17 protein-coding genes and 1 tRNA gene are annotated in these 18201 nt (G+C 66.0%); 8 read left to right on the forward strand and 10 right to left on the reverse strand.

From position 1 onward, the window contains the following. Positions 1-67: 67 nt before the first annotated feature. From OHB26_RS12645 to gnd, 4 genes are all read right to left on the reverse strand, one after another. Complete coding sequence (locus tag OHB26_RS12645) at positions 68-1354, reverse strand: DUF5685 family protein (RefSeq protein WP_330184359.1); 1287 nt, start codon at positions 1352-1354, stop codon at positions 68-70. A gap of 119 nt (positions 1355-1473) precedes the next feature. Then, positions 1474-2082 carry a TetR/AcrR family transcriptional regulator gene (locus OHB26_RS12650; RefSeq protein WP_330184360.1) on the reverse strand — a complete coding sequence of 203 codons (609 nt, stop codon included), beginning with the start codon at positions 2080-2082 and terminating at the stop codon, positions 1474-1476. An 87-nt stretch (positions 2083-2169) separates the two neighbouring features. Further along, complete coding sequence (locus OHB26_RS12655; protein WP_330184361.1) at positions 2170-3330, reverse strand: glycoside hydrolase family 3 N-terminal domain-containing protein; 1161 nt, start codon at positions 3328-3330, stop codon at positions 2170-2172. A gap of 59 nt (positions 3331-3389) precedes the next feature. After that, complete coding sequence (gene gnd, locus OHB26_RS12660) at positions 3390-4415, reverse strand: phosphogluconate dehydrogenase (NAD(+)-dependent, decarboxylating) (protein ID WP_330184362.1); 1026 nt, start codon at positions 4413-4415, stop codon at positions 3390-3392. A gap of 344 nt (positions 4416-4759) precedes the next feature. On the opposite strand from gnd, the gene OHB26_RS12665 reads away from it, so the two are divergent. Continuing rightward, positions 4760-6508: a VanW family protein gene (locus tag OHB26_RS12665; protein WP_330184363.1), complete on the forward strand. Its 1749-nt coding sequence runs from the start codon at positions 4760-4762 to the stop codon at positions 6506-6508. Between the two features lie 264 nt (positions 6509-6772). Here OHB26_RS12665 and OHB26_RS12670 read toward each other — a convergent pair whose 3' ends face one another. After that, entirely contained in the window at positions 6773-8599 is a 1827-nt protein-coding gene (locus tag OHB26_RS12670) for an acyl-CoA dehydrogenase (protein WP_330184364.1), read from the reverse strand. 442 nt (positions 8600-9041) lie between these two features. Here OHB26_RS12670 and OHB26_RS12675 point away from each other — a divergent pair, with 442 nt between their 5' ends. Beyond that, positions 9042-9647, forward strand: a complete 606-nt coding sequence (locus tag OHB26_RS12675) for an alpha/beta hydrolase family protein (RefSeq protein WP_330184365.1) — start codon at positions 9042-9044, stop codon at positions 9645-9647. Between the two features lie 119 nt (positions 9648-9766). Here OHB26_RS12675 and OHB26_RS12680 read toward each other — a convergent pair whose 3' ends face one another. The 4 genes from OHB26_RS12680 to OHB26_RS12695 all read right to left on the reverse strand — a co-directional run bounded on the left by OHB26_RS12680 (position 9767) and on the right by OHB26_RS12695 (position 13729). After that, positions 9767-10489 carry a class I SAM-dependent methyltransferase gene (locus tag OHB26_RS12680; RefSeq protein ID WP_330184366.1) on the reverse strand — a complete coding sequence of 241 codons (723 nt, stop codon included), beginning with the start codon at positions 10487-10489 and terminating at the stop codon, positions 9767-9769. Between the two features lie 165 nt (positions 10490-10654). Next, complete coding sequence (locus OHB26_RS12685; protein ID WP_442942928.1) at positions 10655-11797, reverse strand: DUF4185 domain-containing protein; 1143 nt, start codon at positions 11795-11797, stop codon at positions 10655-10657. Positions 11798-12164: 367 nt separating this feature from the next. Next, positions 12165-12923 (reverse strand): crotonase/enoyl-CoA hydratase family protein, encoded by a 759-nt coding sequence (locus tag OHB26_RS12690; protein WP_330184368.1) that lies wholly within the window; start codon positions 12921-12923, stop codon positions 12165-12167. A gap of 26 nt (positions 12924-12949) precedes the next feature. Next, positions 12950-13729, reverse strand: a complete 780-nt coding sequence (locus OHB26_RS12695; RefSeq protein WP_330184369.1) for an alpha/beta fold hydrolase — start codon at positions 13727-13729, stop codon at positions 12950-12952. A 123-nt stretch (positions 13730-13852) separates the two neighbouring features. On the opposite strand from OHB26_RS12695, the gene OHB26_RS12700 reads away from it, so the two are divergent. The 4 genes from OHB26_RS12700 (at position 13853) to OHB26_RS12715 (ending at position 15275) form a co-directional block, all read left to right on the forward strand. Beyond that, complete coding sequence (locus OHB26_RS12700) at positions 13853-14077, forward strand: hypothetical protein (RefSeq protein WP_330184370.1); 225 nt, start codon at positions 13853-13855, stop codon at positions 14075-14077. Next, complete coding sequence (locus OHB26_RS12705) at positions 14064-14360, forward strand: hypothetical protein (protein ID WP_330184371.1); 297 nt, start codon at positions 14064-14066, stop codon at positions 14358-14360. The genes OHB26_RS12700 and OHB26_RS12705 overlap by 14 nt, the downstream gene beginning before the upstream one ends. A 49-nt stretch (positions 14361-14409) precedes the next feature. Further along, a complete protein-coding gene (locus OHB26_RS12710; RefSeq protein WP_067574747.1) occupies positions 14410-14736 on the forward strand; it encodes a hypothetical protein in 327 nt (108 codons plus the stop codon). Positions 14737-14843: 107 nt separating this feature from the next. Next, a complete protein-coding gene (locus OHB26_RS12715; protein ID WP_330184372.1) occupies positions 14844-15275 on the forward strand; it encodes a hypothetical protein in 432 nt (143 codons plus the stop codon). A gap of 62 nt (positions 15276-15337) precedes the next feature. Here the strand turns inward: OHB26_RS12715 and OHB26_RS12720 are convergent. Continuing rightward, a tRNA-Gly gene (locus OHB26_RS12720) sits at positions 15338-15408 on the reverse strand. Between the two features lie 314 nt (positions 15409-15722). On the opposite strand from OHB26_RS12720, the gene ctaD reads away from it, so the two are divergent. Beyond that, positions 15723-17483: an aa3-type cytochrome oxidase subunit I gene (ctaD, locus tag OHB26_RS12725; protein ID WP_330184373.1), complete on the forward strand. Its 1761-nt coding sequence runs from the start codon at positions 15723-15725 to the stop codon at positions 17481-17483. A 9-nt stretch (positions 17484-17492) separates the two neighbouring features. Continuing rightward, positions 17493-18071, forward strand: coding sequence for a dCTP deaminase (gene dcd / locus OHB26_RS12730; protein ID WP_067574750.1), 579 nt, complete (start codon positions 17493-17495; stop codon positions 18069-18071). Positions 18072-18201 lie beyond the last annotated feature (130 nt).

The following is an 18201-nucleotide window of genomic DNA, read 5'->3' on the forward strand; positions in this document are numbered from 1 at the left end:
ATGTCGCCACGCAGGGGTTTCGACATCCGGTAGGGGAATCGGTGTGCGGCTTTTACGTTTTCGGCGCTCAGCAGCTGCAATCGCAGCCGCAGCAGTCGCAATCGCAGCAGTCGCAGCCGCTACAGCAGTCGCCGCAGTCGCAGCAGTCGCCACAGTCGCAGCAATCCCGCTTCAGCCAGGACTCCCTGCGTTCACCCGTGCACGGCCGGGTGTGTTCGGAGCAGCACGCGTATCCGGTGCAGTACTGCGTAAGCCCGATTCCGATGCCCTCCCAGAACCCGGGACGGCGGACGGGGGTCCGCGGCGGCTCGGTGCCGAACACCGCGTGCGGCAAGCCACTTATCGCTGCGGAGTAATCCCCCGTCATCCCGGCGTGCTTTCGGCCGGGATCCACAGCCGTCGTATGGATCCCGGCCGAGAACATGCCGGGCTGACGGAGTTCTGCTGCGGGGATGACGGTTTCGGCGCTGTGCCGAGTGGCGCCGCAGGCGTGCGTGGCGCAGGCGTGCACGGTTCCGGCGGCGCGGCCGAGTTTGCGGACGACGCCGTGCAGCGGGTCCAGCAGCATCCAGCGGACGGATGCCGTGCGATCCAGGCCCACCCGCACCAGTGCGGCTTTGAGCAGCGAATTCGATTCGCGCAGTAGGGCGTGCGCGTCGGCGGTGCTGGTACCGGTGGCGGTCAGGGGATTGAAGCGGCCCGCCTCGCGATCTTCGTCGATGTCTTCGATGGCGTCCGCGAGATGGGCGATGCGGCCGAAATGCCAGCCCGCTTCCCGTAGCGCATCGGTGTTTTCGGGGCGTCCGGCCAGGATCGCGGTGTGCGCGAACAATTCCGCGGCGCACAGCTGGGTCGGAGCGGTCAGCTCGGCCAGTGTCGCACCGGATTCCTCCAGCGCCACTTGCGATTCGATCGCGGTGATGAGGGGTTCGATATCCAGGCCGATGGGCTCGGCGGCCACGCGCGCCCGCTTGTGCCAGCGGTCGGCGACGTGCGCCATGGGCCGCTTGCTCAGGCGGCGGGTGTCGCCGTCGTCGATGTGATCGCGAATCTTGGCCGCGCCCAACAGCAGTGCGGCGGTGGCGGCCAGCTGTACGCCGGGGGAGTCCGCGGGAGCGACACTCGCCTTGCGCATACCGCGCAGCGGGCAGGGTCCGGCGTCGGTGCGCTCGAGGGTGAGCGTCTGCTGCGCCTCGGTGAGTACGCCGAGCACGATGGCATCGGTATTGGTGGCGGCCCGCGCGAGCTGCCCGTGCCCGTCCCGCAGACCGAGGCAGAGCCCGCACAGCTGGGTTTGCCAGGAGGTCGCCTCCATGCCGTACTTGGCGGCGTTATGCGCACACGGCTTGAGCATTCCGAACAATGCGAGTCCCCGTTTCCCCGGCCGGAGCGCACCGGCCGTCCAACAACACAATCCGAGCGACTGTGGCAGGCGTTAACGGGACTGGCAAGCGCTGCGGGAAATTCGTCCCGTCAGGCGGGTTCGGCTTCCTTCTTCTTACCGGACAAACCACGCCAGGCGAGGTTGTCGAGCAGGTCCACCGCCTCGGCCATATCGACGGTGCCGCTGGCGACCCGATCGGCGATGGCCTCGCCCGCGCCGATCACCGCCACCGACACCACCTCGAAATTGGTGCCGGGTTCGGCGTATTTGGCGCTGGATTCGAGCAGTTTCGCGGTGAGCTCGATGACCCGGTCCCGGCTGTTGGAGATCTCCGAGGCGAAGGGTTGCTGGCCGAGTGCCTGCCGATACAGCACCTGCCAGGACAGCCGGTTCTGGTCCACGTAGGACAGGAACGCTTCCAGGCCCGCCCGCAGCTGTTCGTGCGGGGTGAGCTTGGGATTGCCCGCCACCGCGACGGCTTCGATGAAGCGCATGCTCTCGCGGTGGATGCAGGCGCGGAACAGTTCGTCCTTGGAGCCGTAGTACAGGTAGAGCATGGGTTTGGAGATCTTCGCCTCGGCGGCGATGGCATCCATGGAGGTGTCGTGATAACCCTTGCGCGAGAAGACCTCCACCGCGGCGTCGAGCATCTGCTGCTCGCGCACCGCGCGGGGAAGTCGTTTCGTTCCGCCTGCCATCCACATCTCCTAGGACATATCGAAGCCCCTATCTTACTCCAAGGTAAGTTCCGCGAGTGCGAATTGCCGGTGATTCGCCATCAGGCGTCAGCAGTGTGGAGCGGTGCCCTTGTACTTTGCCATCCGAAGTACCGAGGCATCCACCTGGCTTCCCGGTAGGCGGCCGGCTCGCACCGCCTGCACCAGGCGATCCAGCACCTGCGGCACCGCGTCGGTGGTGATCCACAGGGCATTGTCGGCCCCCGCGACCAGGGCGGCTTCCACCGCGTCCTCGATGCTCATACGCGCGGTGATGGCGGCCATACCCCCCAGATCATCGGTGAAGATCACACCGTCGAACGGCGCCGCGTCATAGCCCGTGCCATTGCGCAACAGGGCCATGGCCTCCTTGCTGATGCTGGCGGGTTTGCCCGGCTCGGTCAGCCCGGGCACATCCAGATGTCCGACCATAACCGCCGAACCGGAGTCGATCAGCTTGCGATACGGCACCAGATCCGAGGTCTGCAACTGATCCAGCGGCGGGGTCTTCACCGCACCGGTGTGCGAATCGCCCGAACCCGAACCGTGGCCCGGAAAATGCTTCATGACGGTGCCGAGACCGGCATCGTGCGCGGCGCGGATATAGGCATCGGCGTACTGCGTCACCACCTCCGGATCATCGGAGAAGGAGCGGTCGCCGATCACCGAATCATCGGGCTGGCTGCTCACATCCACATCCGGCGCGAAATCCACGGTGACGCCCAACGCCTTCAACTTCTTCGAACGATCCAGGCTGAAGGTGTAGAACTCGTCCGCGCTCATCTGGCCGACGGTCGCGCGCGCCGAGGGCGCGACCCCGATCAGGTCCTTCGCTCGCGAAACCCGGCCGCCCTCTTCGTCGATGGTGACCATGAGCGGGGTGCGCGAGGCGGACTGCACCTTGTCGATCTGATGCTGGGCGAGCATCGCCTTATCGGTCCAGCTGCCGACGAAGATGCCGCCGATCTGCTCGGTCTTCACCACATTCTCGGCATCGGCCTCCCCGGTCACGCCGACGGTGAGCAACTGCGCCAGCTTCTGCCGCAGGGTGAACTGCGACAGATATCCGGCCGCGCAATCCTGTTGCCCCGGAGTCGTTGTCGGCGGAACGGTACTGCTCGGAGTGGTCTCGGTGCTGCTCGGTGCCGATTCGTTGGTGCCGCCGCTACCCGAACACGCGGTCAGCACAACGGCGGACATTGCCAGCACGATCCCCGGAACTAGGCGCATGGGTCCGACGGTAGCGGTCCCCGCTCGCCCAGCCCACTTACACACCCGCCGCCGCGCCGCTACTTCGGTAGCTCATGGTGGCCGCCGAAGGCCTGGCGCATGGCCGAGAGCACCTTGTCCGCGTAGAGCGATTCGCCGCGAGAGGCGAAGCGCTGGAACAACGATGCGGCGAGTACGGGTGCGGGCACACCCTCGTCGATGGCGGCGTCCAGGGTCCAGCGGCCCTCACCGGAGTCCGAGACATTGCCGCCGAAGGAGTCCAGATTCGGATCGGCGTAGAGGGCGGCCGCGGTGAGGTCCAGCAGCCAGGAGGCGACCACCGAACCGCGCCGCCATACCTCGGTGACCTCGGGGATATCGATGTCGTAGCGGTAGAACTCGGGGTTCTCGAGTGGGGTGACCTCGGCCGAGTGCTCGGTGTCCTGAGCGTTGCCGACATTGGCCTTGTGCAGGATGTTCATCCCCTCGGAATACGCTGCCATGGCGCCGTATTCGATGCCGTTGTGCACCATCTTCACGAAGTGCCCGGCACCGGCCGGGCCGCAGTGCAGATAGCCCTGTTCGGCGGTGGAGGGGGTGCCGGTGCGGCCTGGTGTGCGCGGGGCGGCATCGACACCGGGTGCGATGGATTTCAGCAGCGGCTCGATATGGCTGACCTGCGCGTCCTCACCGCCGATCATCAGGCAGAAGCCGCGCTCCAAACCGAATACGCCACCGGATGTTCCGATGTCGAGGTAGTGGATGCCTTTGGGCTGCAAGGCTTTCGATCGCTGGATGTCCTCGTGGTACCGGCTGTTGCCGCCGTCGATGATGATATCGCCGGGTTCGAGCAGGTCCGCGAGTTGATCGATGATCGCGCCGGTCGCGCCCGCCGGAATCATCACCCACACCACGCGCGGGGTATCGAGCATGCCGATGAACTTGGGCAGATCGGTGGTGCCGGCGAAGCTGTCGCCGAGTTCGGCGTCGAGTTCGTCGATATGCGGGCTGTGCAGTTCGAAGCCGACGGCGGTATGCCCGTCCCTGACGATGCGGCGCACGATATTGGCGCCCATCCGGCCCAATCCGATCATTCCGAGCTGCATGGCATCTCCTCGAGTCGTCCCGAACCCACGGGCGGCCCCGGGGTGCTGCGTGACTGTTCCCGCGCGATCGCCTCAATTGTCCCAGTTGTACGCGCCCGAAGATTTTTCCGGTCTCCCGGGCGTGGCGTGTAACGCCACCGAACGGGTGTCGATAGACGGGGTGGCTCCGTGCTGTTGCCAGACCCCCGACCCGGCAACCGCACGGAGCTCTCTTTCTGTCCGGCCCGCAGGTTGCGTACGAGTTGCTGCGAGCTCGGAGAACCTCTGCTGCCGGAGCCGCCCACTATGGTGGGCGATGGACTCGCGGGTGCGGGTCGGCATTCAACCATTTGGGAGGATGGTTCGTGACCAGCGGAAGTCCCGGGCGACATGCGCGTGCGCAGCAGACCCCGGCCGAACCACCGGCCCCCGGACGGCAGTTCCTGAACTCGACCACGGCCCGGCGGGCCGGGATCGCGGCGGGTGTGCTGATGGCCGCCGGCGGCCTGGCTCTCGCGATCGACTGGTCGCTGTCCTCCGGACAAGCCCCACGTGGTGTGCAGGTAGCGGGCATCGATATCGGCGGGCTGTCCCACGCCCAGGCGCAGACCCGGCTGGAGCTCGAGCTGAATCAGCGGGTAGCCCAACCACTCACGGTCGGTATCGGCGATGTCCGCACCGATCTGGTGCCGAGCGATGCCGGGCTTTCGGTGGATTGGGACGGCACCTGGAACCGTATCGGCGATCAGCCGTTGAATCCGTTCACCCGGGTGTGGTCACTCTTCGGTACCCGCGACGTGGAGCCCGCCGTCTTCGTCGACGACGCCGCCATGACCGAACAGCTCGACGCCCTGCGCACGCACGACCGCCAGCCCGTCGAGGGCGGGGTCGTCTTCGAGCAGGGTAGACCGGTGCCGGTGCGACCGGTGCCCGGCCGGGTACTCGATGTGCCCGCCGCCCGCACCGCCCTCACCGAACACTGGGCCGACGGTTCGGTGCTGGAGCTGCCCGCCGTCGAGACCCAGGCCCGGGTGCGCGCCGAGGCGGTGGACAAAGCCCTGCGCGAGATCGCACAGCCCGCGGTGCGGGTGCCGGTCACCTTCACCGGTAAGGGCGGTAATGCCGTCCTGGATCCCGGGCAGCTCGCCGGCGCGCTCTCCTTCCAGCCGAATGGTCAAGGCGGACTGGAGCTCTCGTACAACCGCGGGGCGCTGATCGCGGCGCTGGAACCGCAGCTGAAGGCCACCGTGGTGGAGCCCAAGGACGCCACCTTCGCGCTCGCGAGCGGGCGCGCGACGGTGGTGCCCGCCGTGGTGGGCGACACCGTCAACTGGGACAAGACCTTGGAAGGTCTTCCCGCACTGCTGGTTTCGGCCGAGGATAAATCCAAAGCCGTTGTCTACGAACAGGTACAGCCCAAGCTGACCACCGCCGACGCCGAGCGGTTCGGCGTCGTGCAGTCCATCGGCTCCTTCACCACCGGCGGTTTCAGCGGTCCCTCCGGGGTGAATATCCGGACGGTGGCGCGCAAGGTGGACGGTGCGGTGATCCGTCCCGGAGATACCTTCTCGCTCAACGACTTCACCGGTACCCGCGGTGTCGAACAGGGCTATGTGGAGTCCGGCATCATCGACCACGGCCGCCCCGGCACCGCGGTCGGCGGCGGTATCAGCCAGTTCGCCACCACGCTCTACAACGCCGCCTACTTCGCCGGTATGGAGGATGTGGACCATACCGAGCACAGCTACTACATCTCCCGCTATCCGGCGGCCCGCGAGGCCACCGTCTTCGACGGCGCGATCGATCTGAAGTTCCGCAACAACACCCCGTACGGCGTCTATATCGAAACCGTCGCAGGCGATTCCGAGGTGACGGTGCGCCTGTGGAGTACCAAGACCGTCGAGGTCGAATCCATCGCCGGTGAGCGCACCAAGCCGACGGAACCCAATACCGTCACCCTGCCCAAGGGTAAGAACTGCATCGCCTCCGACGGCGCACCGGGTTTCACCACCTCGGACACCCGAATCATCCGAGATGCCAAGACCGGCAAGGAGATCTACCGGCATACCCGCACGGTGAAATACGACCCGGTCCCGGTCGTGAAGTGCGAGTGAATCCGGCGTGAACGGTGAGATCCACACGCGGACAGGGTTATCCACATTCGGTGGATAACCCTTGGGATGGTTGTGGATAACTCTCCACTGCCGCGCTACATTCCCTCGTCATCCCGGCGCGCTTCTTGGCCGGGATACACCGCGGCAATGTGGATCCCGGCCAAAACATGCCGGGATGACGAGGGATGCTCCTGACACAGCAGTGCGCCCCTGGGATTTCTCCCAGGGGCGCACCTTGTTTCGCTATCGAGCCGCGGGCTCAGCTCAGAACGCGGCCTCGTCCAGCTCCATGATGTCGTTGTCCAGGTTCGACAGGATGGCGCGGGTGGCGGTCAGCTCCGGCAGCACGTTGCGTGCGAAGAACTGCGCGGTGGCGATCTTGCCGGTGTAGAACGCCTCGGTGGAGCCGTTGTCCAGGGCCTTGATGGCGACCTCGGCGTGCTGCAGCAGCTGCCAGCCGATGAGCAGATCGCCGACGGCCATCAGGAAGCGGACCGAGCCCAGGCCGACCTTGTACAGCTCCTTGGGGTCCTGCTGGGCGGCCATCAGGTGCCCGGTCAGGGTGGCGGCCATACCCTGCACATCCTCGAGGGCGGTGGCGAGCAGCTTGCGCTCGGCCTTGAGGCGACCGTTGCCGCCCTCACGCTCGATGAACTTCTGCACCTGCCCGGCCACGTGGGCCAGGGCCACGCCGCGGTCGCGGGCGATCTTGCGGAAGAAGAAGTCCTGCGCCTGGATGGCGGTGGTGCCCTCGTACAGCGAGTCGATCTTGGCGTCGCGGATGTACTGCTCGATCGGGTAGTCCTGCAGGAAGCCGGAGCCGCCGAAGGTCTGCAGCGAATCGGTCAGGTACTGGTAGGCGCGCTCCGAGCCGACACCCTTGACGATCGGCAGCAGCAGATCGTTCACGCGGAAGGCGACATCCTCGTCGGCGCCCGAAACCAGCTGCGCCACATCGGCGTTCTGGTGCGCGGCGGTGTAGAGGTAGATGGCGCGCAGGCCCTCGGCGTACGCCTTCTGCATGGCGAGCGAGCGGCGCACGTCCGGGTGGTGGGTGATGGTCACGCGGGGCGCGGCCTTATCGGTCATCTGGGTCAGGTCGGCGCCCTGGACGCGGATCTTGGCGTAGTCCAGCGCGTTCAGGTAACCGGTCGACAGGGTGGCGATGGCCTTGGTGCCCACCATCATTCGAGCGTTCTCGATGACGTCGAACATCTGCGCGATGCCGTTGTGCACCTCGCCGACCAGCCAGCCCTTGGCGGGCACGCCGTGGCCGCCGAAGGTGACCTCACAGGTGGCCGAAACCTTGATGCCCATCTTGTGCTCGACATTGGTCACGAAGACGCCGTTGCGCTCGCCGAGGGTCTCGGTCTCGAAGTCGAAGTGGAACTTCGGTACGTAGAACAGCGACAGGCCCTTGGTGCCCGGTCCGGCGCCCTCGGGGCGAGCCAGCACCAGGTGCATGATGTTCTCGAACAGGTCGTCGGAGTCGCCCGAGGTGATGAAGCGCTTGACGCCCTCGATGTGCCAGGTGCCGTCTTCCTGCTTGACGGCCTTGGTGCGGCCCGCGCCGACATCCGAACCGGCATCCGGCTCGGTGAGCACCATGGTGGCGCCCCAGTTGCGGTCGGCGATGATCTGAGCCCACTTCTTCTGCTCATCGGTGCCGTTGTTGTAGAAGACCTGCGCGAATCCCGCACCGGCGGCGTACATCTGGGCTGGGGGGTTGGCGCCGAGGATCATTTCGCCGAGCGCCCAGGTGAGGGCGGAGGGGGCGCCGAGGCCACCCAGCTCCTCGCGGACGCCGACCTTGGCCCAGCCGCCGTCCTCGAGGGCGCGGTAGGACTTCTTGAAGGATTCAGGGAGAGTGACCGTGTGGGTCGCGGGATCGAAGGTCGGCGGGTTGCGGTCGCCGTCCTCGAAGGAGTCGGCGAGCGGGCCCTCGGCCAGGCGCCGGACCTCGTTCAGCATCTCCTTGGCGGTCTCGGTGTCGAGGTCGCCGTAGGCGCCGCCGTCCAGGAGCGAACCGAGGCCGAGCACCTCGAAGAGGTTGAACTCGAGGTCGCGGACGTTGCTCTTGTAGTGACCCATGGTCGTACTCACTCTCCATTGAGATGGGTGCGGTTCGGTTGGTTGCCGTTCCCGCCCGTTGGTCCACCGAGTAGACACTGTAAAACTGCGCTACTGACGGGTAACTTAAGCGCCATGTTACCCACCGGTAAGGGGCTCGCCAAGACGATCGCGGCCAATGTGATGAACGGCACCCGCGCCGCTCAGTGGGCGGATACCCCCGGTGCCGGGGGCGATCCCGTAACCGCAGCTCCCTCACGGTTTCGCTGTCCCGGACGGTGAGCTCGACAGCGTGCTGGAGAGTGCGATAAGCGCGGAAAATCGAAAGCTCGGCAGGCATGGTCTGGGACGGTGGTGATCTCGGTTCCGGCCGTCGCGCGCGATCATCAGGAAGCTTCCCTGCACCTCGATCCGGATCGGTGTGCCGCGCGAGTCCGCGGCGATCCGGTGGTTAGCGTGTGGTGTGCGCATCGAGACGAGTGCCGGGCCCGCCGAGGTGGATATCGCGCGGCCGAAGCGCAAGCCCCCCGCCTTCCTGCTGGTGCTGACGCATGGCTCGGGTGGCGGCGTCGACGCGAAAGATTTGCTGGCCGTACGCGATTCGGCCCTGGAGCTGGGCGGGGCGGTGGTGCTGGTGACCCAGCCCTACCGGGTGGCGGGCCGTCGCGCCCCCGGCAAGGCCGAGCCGCAGGACAGCGCCTGGCTGGAAATCATTGCGGCCCTGCGCAAGAAGTTCCGCACTGTACCGCTGATCCAGGGTGGCCGCAGCAATGGCGCCCGCGTCGCCTGCCGCACCGCGCGCACGGCCAAGGCGAGAGGTGTTGTCGCACTGTCATTCCCACTGCACCCACCCGGCAAGCCGGAGAAGTCCCGCCGCGACGAACTGCTCGCGGTCGGCGATATCCCGGTCGTGGTGGTCAATGGCGCCCGCGACCCGTTCGGGATTCCGGACTCCGCCGATGCCACCGAGGTGAAAGTGATTCCCGGCCAGGCGCATTCATACCGATCGGGCTTCGAGGAAATCGCCGCCACCGTGACGGCCTGGCTGCCACGCTGGTCAACGGACTGACCTTCGAAGTCTGCCCGGCATTGGTCCCCGCAATTGTCATCCCCGCCACGCGTCCCGGTCCTCGTCATCCCGTCACAGTCCCGTCATCCCGGCATGCTTTGGCCGGGATCCACACCCCGCTATGTCGGGCCTTCCGAGGGTTCAGCGCCTTCAAGACCCGCAAGCTCCGGACCTTCCTCCAGCGGAACGGGTTTGGTGGCTACCACCAGCGCATCGATGGCGTCCCGCTCCTCGGTGGGGCGCGCAATGCGGTCGGCCACCCGAATACGCAGGTCGTCGCCGGCCGGTCCGAGGTCGGCGACCACATCGTTCGGGGTGAACAACAACTCCGGATTCTGTTCGCCGCCATAGCCCTCGGTCAGGTTGAGGCTGTCATTGCCCAGTACCAGCAGGGTGCCGCCGGGCGAGAGCATCTCGGCCGCCCGCAGCAGCAGGACGCGACGCCGGTCCGCGGGCAGGTGCACGAAGGCCAGCAGCACCAATTCGTACGGCCCGGTGAGTCCGGCGGCTTCGAGGGCGTTCACATCGGCCCAGTGCCAGTGGATGCGCCCGCGCACCGAACGGGACAGCCGCGAGGCCACCGTGCGCCCCTTGTCTATCCCCACCTGTGAGTAATCCACGGCATCGACCTGCCAGCCGTGCGTGGCCAGCCAGAGCGCGTTGCGCCCCTCGCCGCAGCCGAGGTCGAGTGCCCGCGGCAGTTCCGGTCGCGGTTCGTCGCCCCCGGCGAGCGGCAGTCGCCGTTCCAGCCCGAACACCTGCTCGACCACGGTGTCATTCGGCGGTGCGCCCCACACCAACTCGGTATTCGAGTAGTGCTTGTCCCAGCCGTCGGCGTCCATGCCACCGAGTCTAGAAGCCGCGCTCGGCGGCGTTGTACCAGGAAAACGCCCCCGCGGCGCCACTGCGCCGTCATCCCGGCGCGTTTTTGGCCGGGATTCACACCGAGCCGCACAGCCGCTGCGGAGTGTGGATCCCGGCCAAAAGCATGCCGGAATGACGGAGTACTAGAGCGTCGTGTGCATGAGGATCACGTTGTACTGGCTGTGCACAGTCGTGAGGAAGTACAGGTCACGACCGGTCTGATACGGGAAGATCGACGGCGCGTACGCGGTGGGCAGTTCACGCGTATCGATCAGCACCTCGGGCCCGCTCCACGGCCCCTCCGGATTCGGCGAGCGGTACATGACCACCGAATTCCACGGGTCCGTGGTGAGCATGATGTATTGCCCGAGATAGTCGTTCCACTGCACCGACATTTCGGCGATACCGCCGCCGATGACCGGGGTGGCGCCGTCCACATCGCCGCGCTTCCACTGGTCGCCGCACCAGTATTCGTAGGCGCCGAGATCGCCGATCGCGGCCTCGGGGACGCGGGCGACGAAGGCGGGATTGTCCCGGCCCGACGCGGTGCCGTACTCGTAGACGAAGCCGCCGTTCTTGACGAAGGCGTTCATCTGGAAATTGCCATTGCCGTTCTCGTCGGCGCGGCGGGTGGCGGGCAGTTCGACCCAGTTCTCGCCATTGTCGCCGGAGGCGGCGAGCCCGGAGAAGTTGGTGGTCCACTGACCGACGTCGTCCCAGCTCTTGACCGACATGAGGCTCATGAACTGGGTGCCGCCGACCGAGATGGCGGCGGTGGGGATGCGGCTGATCTCCAGGAACGGGATCTTCGGGCTGGGGATGAGGTCGCGCGCCTGGCCGAAGATATCGCGCACGACGCTGTCGAAGTAGATGCCGTTGACGGGGTTCTGGGTGTGTGAGCGGACCAGGATGTTGGAGCGCCAGGCCCAGGTGCTGCCGACCAGCAGATTGGGGAAACCGAGTCCGGCGGTGTCACCGAAGGTGGTGAGCATTTCGCCATTGCCGTTGTCCCACATGATGCCGAGGTCGGTGCCGAGCACGTTGTAGGCCTGGGTGTTGTTGGGGCTCTGCATACCGGTGACCTGAAAGACCGCTTTGGTGCGGCCGGGAAGCTGGGGCAGCCCATTGGTGCCGTTGAGCACCGGAATCGGATTGATGGCATTGGGATTGGCTGCTGCGGGGCCGGTCACGGTAAGGAGCAAGGCCGTGGCACCTGCTATGGCGGACAGCAGCAGGGGGGCGGACTTGTTCAATGCGTGGGTCCTCCGGTTCTCGCCGAAAATCATGCGCGACCGCACGGTATGTGACCAGCCGCACAAGGTGTTCGACTCGCTGGCAAAGTGTGAAAATGCTAACAGCGGAACTGGGGCTTGCGGGATAGCAGGTGAAATTGTTTGCCGTGAATTGGCTTACGTTCCTTATTCCTAGCACTGACTGGCCACTGAGCTGGGTAGACGCGTCCGTATGGCGAGTCGTGGCAACTTATCGGCGGTCGTGCGAAACGCCGTATGTGCCCGGGCCGAGCCCGTTGTGGCACAACAGATGCCGACGCCATGACTCGGCGATACCGGGCGCGGAGCTCCGCGCCCGGTCCCCGATGGAGAGTGCGGTCGGCTCCAGCAACTCTCCGGCAAGGTCGATGGTGTGCGCCCGCTACTCGGGCTCGGAACCCTTGCCGAGGGCCTGCCGGACGATCAGTGGCAGTTGGGTGGCGCGCTCGATGGCGAGGGCGCGCCGAACCGAGGAGTGCCAGGTGCGGTCGAAGAGGCGCTTGGCGCTCGCGACCGCATGCGGGGAGCGGGTGGCGATGCGGTCGGCGAGCTTCTCGGCCGCGGCGAGCGGGTCGGCGCTCACCTCGGTGACCAGGCCGATGCGCTCGGCGTAGGTGGCGTCCACCGGGTCGGCGGTCATGGTGAGCAGCAGCGCTTTATCGATGCCGATCAGCCGGGACAGGGTGGCGGCGCCGGTCATATCCGGGATGAGGCCGTGCTTGGCCTCCATTACCGAGAATTCGGAATCCGGTGTGACGAGACGGAAGTCGGCGGCGAGGGCGATCTGCAGGCCGCCGCCGTAGCAGCGTCCGTGTACGACCGCGATGACCGGTTGCGGTAGTCGCCGCCATGCCCAGCACGCTTCCTGGAAGGCATTGGTGCCGGTCCACGGCAGTGGGATGAAGGACCGCGCCACCGCGAGGGGATTGCCCATGGCCTTGGCGACATCGAGGCCCGAGCAGAAGCTGGGACCGTTACCGGAGAGGATGACCGCGCGAATTTCCTTGCGCTGCTCGATCTTCCGTGCGACGCGCACCAGTTCGCGGAGCATCTCGATGGTGAGGCCGTTGTGCTTGTCGGGGCGGTCCAGGGCGACGTAGGCGCGGTCGCCTGCGAAACGCAGGGAGACGTTGTTGCTCACGGTCTTTCCTCTTCGGCTGCTCGGTATCAGTCCAGCTGGTCCAGCAGGAGCCGGGCGCAGCCGGTCGGGTCGTCGTAGAACGGCGTATGCCCGCTGCCGTGCAGCGTGACATGCCGCGCGCCCGGCAGGACCTCGCGGGCGCGCCGGGCCTGGGTGGCGTACGTGAGCAGAATGTCACGGTTGCCCCAGGCGATGGTGATCGGGATGGTCTCCAACCGAGTGCGGTCGGGCAGCCGGAAATCGGTGAACGAGGCCAGTGCGGCATCGAAGCCGCCCGCGCCGAGCAGGCCCTCGACGGTGTCGACGGCAATGCGCGGGTCCAGCGCCCAGGGCTTGCCGAGCACCAGGCTCAGGCAGGTGGTGCGGCCCACGGCATTGCCGAGCAGCGCCGGGACCGCCGGATGCAGCACCCGGGTGAGTTGTTTGGCGCGGCCCAGCGCCTGCTGGCACCAGATCCGGCCGGGCGTATCCCAGAATCCGATGGGGGAGTAGGCGGTGACCGAGCGGGCCAAGCCGCGCGTGGCGAGGTCCAGGATGATGCCGCCGCCCATGGAATTGCCTGCCAGGTGCGGGTTTTCGATACCTTCGGCGGTGAGGAAGTCGACCAGGGCGTCGGCGAGGGTGGACACGGTGGTGTTCGGCAGCGGTTCGCTGTCGCCGAAACCGGGCAGGTCCACCGCGATCACCTCGAAGGATTCGGCGAGGGTGGCGATGACCGGTTCCCAGACCTGCCAGCGGCTGCCGACACCGTGGACGAGTACGAGCGGTGCGCCGCTGCCCGCGCGGTGATGGTTCAACTTCGTCATAGGAGGCTCCCGGCCGAGTGCTGGCTGTGCACCGACCCTAACAGTTGTTGGCCGACGGCCAATTGAGCTTTTCGGCCCTCGACCAGCCTTCCCGTCGGTGCCGTCGACGGTACGATAAAAGGTATGGCAACCCGTAAGGTGACTCTCTCACTCGATGAGGCGTCCTGGGCGTATGCCGAGCAGGCCGCGGCCCGCGCGGGTATGTCGCCCTCGGCCTGGATATCGCGGGCCGCGCGGCGCGAGGCGGTGCGCACCGGCTGCGGACCCGGCTTCGACCCGGTGCGGCTGGCGCTGGACGACGAGGCGGAGCTGGCCGCCGCGGAGCAGGAGTTGCGTGCGCAGGGGTGAAGTCTGGGTTTATCACCCGCACGGCTCCGCCCGCATTCGCAATATCCTGCTGATCAGCAGCGACGGTATCAATGAGTCGCCGCGACCCTGGTTGATCGCCGCCGAGGTGATGGACGAGGATCCGCGCGACATTCTCGCGGTGCCGATTCCCGGGCACGGTTGGGTGCACGCGGGCAATCTCGGTCGTATCTACCGGGATTGGCTGGCCGAGCGCATCGACGAGGTCGACACCGAGACCGCCGAGCGAATCGACACAGCGCTGCGCGCCGCCATGGATCTGTGAGATCGTTCCTCCCGGTCCAACCCATACATTCTCCAGAAGTGAGGAACCCGTGCGGATTTCCCTGATCGCCGCCGCGCTCGTTGCGCTGCCGCTGTTGGCCGGTTGTGGTGGCGGCGGTGACGACAAGCCCGCCGTCTCGCAGGCCGAGATCTCCAAGTCGCTGCAGGACGGTGGCCTCAAGGATGAGAAGCTCGCCAACTGTGCGGCGAAACTCTTTGTGGACGAGGGGATTTCGCAGGATGGGCTGCGCCTCATGATCAAGAACGACACCAAGAACGCCACCGCCACCGATCCGGAGTCGATGGGTTTGAGCGGTGCGGATGCCGACAAGGCGCGCTCGGCCACCAATAAGATCGTCAGTGAGTGCCTGAAGTAGTTTCACACCGGCGCTTTTGGCGTTTCCCTAGCCGATCGTAAGCGTCGGCGCGCACTCTCGGGTGACGGCGAACGAACCCCCCGTCGCCCGAGAGATCGAGGAATGCCATGAGGAAAACCGCTATCGCCGTGGCGCTGCTGGCGTTGCCCCTGCTCGCCGCCTGTAGCAGCGAGGACAAGTCCGGTGCGCCCGTCAATCCGGTCTCGGCGACCACCCCGGCGGTCGCCGTCACCACCACCGCACCCGCGGTCACCACGACCACCACCTCCTCGGGCGTCGCCACCACCAGCGGTGCGCCGACGAGCGGTACGCTCACCGCTCCGCAGATCTCGAAGTCCTTGCAGGACAAGGCCGGACTCGACTCGAAGACCGCCGACTGCGTGGCCGGAATCTACGTCGACGAGGGGCTGTCCCAGAGCGGTATCCAGAAGCTCATCGACCACGGCTACAACAATCCGGTCGGCATCGGTCTCACCGGCGACGACCTCCGCAAGGCCGGAACCGCCACCAAACGCATAGTCACCGAATGCGTTCGGTGATGAACAGCGGTTCGAACCGGGCATGAAAAAAACCCGCTCGCAGGAGCGGGTTTTCCATTCTGAGCCGATGACGGGAATCGAACCCGCGCTACCTGCTTGGGAAGCAGGAGTTCTACCATTGAACTACATCGGCAGTGCCTCTTGACGCGTTCGCGACTCTATCAGACCGGGTCCGGCGGGACGCAACCCTTTCCCCATTCGCCCAGCTCCGCGCGTGTTCGGGGGTCTGTGCGCCGCTGCTCCGAGGTGATTCCTGTGAGTGTTTCGCCGTGTCCCGGGCGGCGCGCCGGAGATCGGAGCGCAATTCCGCGAACCGCCGGGTTTTGTACGGCAGCGGTCGTAGACTGTCTCCCAGGGTCGAAAGCCCGTCCACCACAGTAACTTTGGGATGCGCTGGACGTTTGCGGGTGCGCGTGCGGCTGGTGCTGCCCTGCTCGGGGGTGACGTATGACCGCGGTGCCATCGCGGGATATCCCGCAACTCGAGGCCGTGCGGCCTTCCACTCGTCGGCGAGAACCCAAGGGGTCCTTCCTCTGGAAGGCGATCACGACCACCGATCCCAAGGTGCTCGGGATCATGTACCTGTTCACGGCCATGACCTTCTTCCTCGTCGGCGGTCTGCTGGCCCTGCTGATGCGGGCGGAGCTGGCCCGGCCCGGCCTGCAATTCCTGTCGCCGGAGCAGTTCAACCAGCTGTTCACCATGCACGGCACCATCATGCTGCTGTTCTATGCGACCCCGATCCTGTTCGGCTTCGCGAACGCGGTGCTGCCGCTGCAGATCGGCGCGCCCGATGTGGCGTTCCCGCGTTTGAACGCCTTCAGCTACTGGCTGTACCTGTTCGGCGCGACCATCGCGACGGCCGGATTCGTCACCCCGGGCGGTGCGGCCGACTTCGGCTGGACCGCGTACACACCGCTCTCGGATATCGTGCACGCGCCGGGCGTCGGCGCGGATCTGTGGATCATGGGCCTGGCGGTCTCGGGTGTCGGCACCATTCTGGGTGGCGTCAATATGATCACCACGATCATCTGTCTGCGCTGCCCGGGTATGACCATGTTCCGCATGCCCATCTTCACCTGGAATATCCTGGTGACGAGTGTGCTTGTGCTGCTTGCCTTTCCAATTCTGACCGCGGCGCTGATGGCACTGGCGGTGGATCGGCATCTGGGTGCGCACATCTACGATCCCGCCAATGGCGGGGCGATTCTGTGGCAGCACCTGTTCTGGTTCTTCGGTCACCCGGAGGTATACATCGTGGCGCTGCCGTTCTTCGGCATCGTCACCGAGATCTTCCCGGTGTTCAGCCGCAAACCGCTATTCGGTTACAGCACACTGGTTTACGCGACACTCTCCATCGGGGCGCTGTCTGTGGCGGTCTGGGCGCACCACATGTACGCGACGGGATCGGTACTACTACCGTTCTTTTCGCTCATGACCTTCCTGATCGCGGTGCCGACGGGCGTGAAGTTCTTCAACTGGATCGGCACCATGTGGCGCGGGCAGTTGACCTTCGAAACGCCCATGCTGTGGGCGCTGGGCTTCCTGGTGACATTCCTGTTCGGCGGTCTGTCGGGCGTCATCCTCGCGAGTCCGCCGCTCGACTTCCACGTCTCCGATACCTACTTCGTGGTCGCGCACTTCCACTATGTGCTCTTCGGCACCATCGTGTTCGCGACCTTCGCGGGCATCTACTTCTGGTTTCCGAAGATGACCGGCCGGCTCATGGACGAACGGCTGGGCAAACTCCATTTCTGGACCACGTTCTTCGGCTTCCACCTCACCTTCCTGGTGCAGCACTGGCTGGGGAACGAAGGTATGCCGCGGCGGTACGCGGACTATCTGCCCAGCGACGGCTTCACCACGCTGAACACCATCTCGACCGTCGGCTCCTTCGTACTCGGGCTGTCGATGATCACGTTCGTCTGGAATGTCTTCAAGAGCTACCGCTTCGGCGAAGTGGTCACGGTCGACGATCCGTGGGGTTACGGCAACTCCCTGGAGTGGGCCACGACTTGCCCGCCGCCGCGGCACAACTTCTACGAACTACCGCGCGTGCGCAGCGAACGCCCGGCCTTCGAACTGCACTATCCGCATATGGTCGACCGCATGCGGGCCGAGGCGCATTCGAGTTGGCCGCTGCCCGCCCGCCAGGTCGTGGAACTCACCAAGACCCCGAAGGACGAGGTGACCGACGGCGGCAACTAGTCTCTTGGCGTGCTGCTTTCCGATCGCGACATCCGTAAGGAGATCGCCGAAGGGCGTCTCGGGCTGGACCCGTTCGACGACAAGCTGGTGCAGCCGTCGAGTATCGATGTGCGGCTGGACAGTATGTTCCGGGTGTTCAACAACACCCGCTACACCCATATCGATCCCGCGCAACGGCAGGACGAGCTGACCACGCTGGTCGAACCCGGCGTGAACGAGCCGTTCGTGCTGCACCCGGGCGAGTTCGTGCTGGGCTCCACCCTCGAGGTGTGCACCCTGCCGGACGATCTCGCGGGCCGCCTCGAGGGTAAGTCGAGCCTGGGCCGCCTCGGCCTGCTCACGCACTCGACCGCGGGCTTCATCGATCCGGGATTCAGCGGGCACATCACCCTGGAGCTCTCGAATGTGGCGAACCTGCCCATCACCCTGTGGCCCGGTATGAAGATCGGACAGCTGTGCCTGTTCCGGTTGAGCAGCCCGGCCGAGAACCCGTACGGCAGTGCCGCGGCGGGCTCGAAGTATCAGGGTCAGCGCGGCCCCACACCGTCGCGGGCGTACCTCAACTTCCAAACGCCCGAAGGCAACTGAGCTCTGCGGGTGTACGGAACGCTCCGCGCGTCGTAAGGTGGCGGCGACAGGTACGGTGACCTCACCGTAATATGCTCCGCTCGCACGTCGTTCGGTGTGGAAGCGCGGTCAGTGTGGCAATGAATGGGCA

The sequence above is a fragment of the Nocardia sp. NBC_01503 genome, assembly GCF_036327755.1.
GTDB lineage: Bacteria > Actinomycetota > Actinomycetes > Mycobacteriales > Mycobacteriaceae > Nocardia.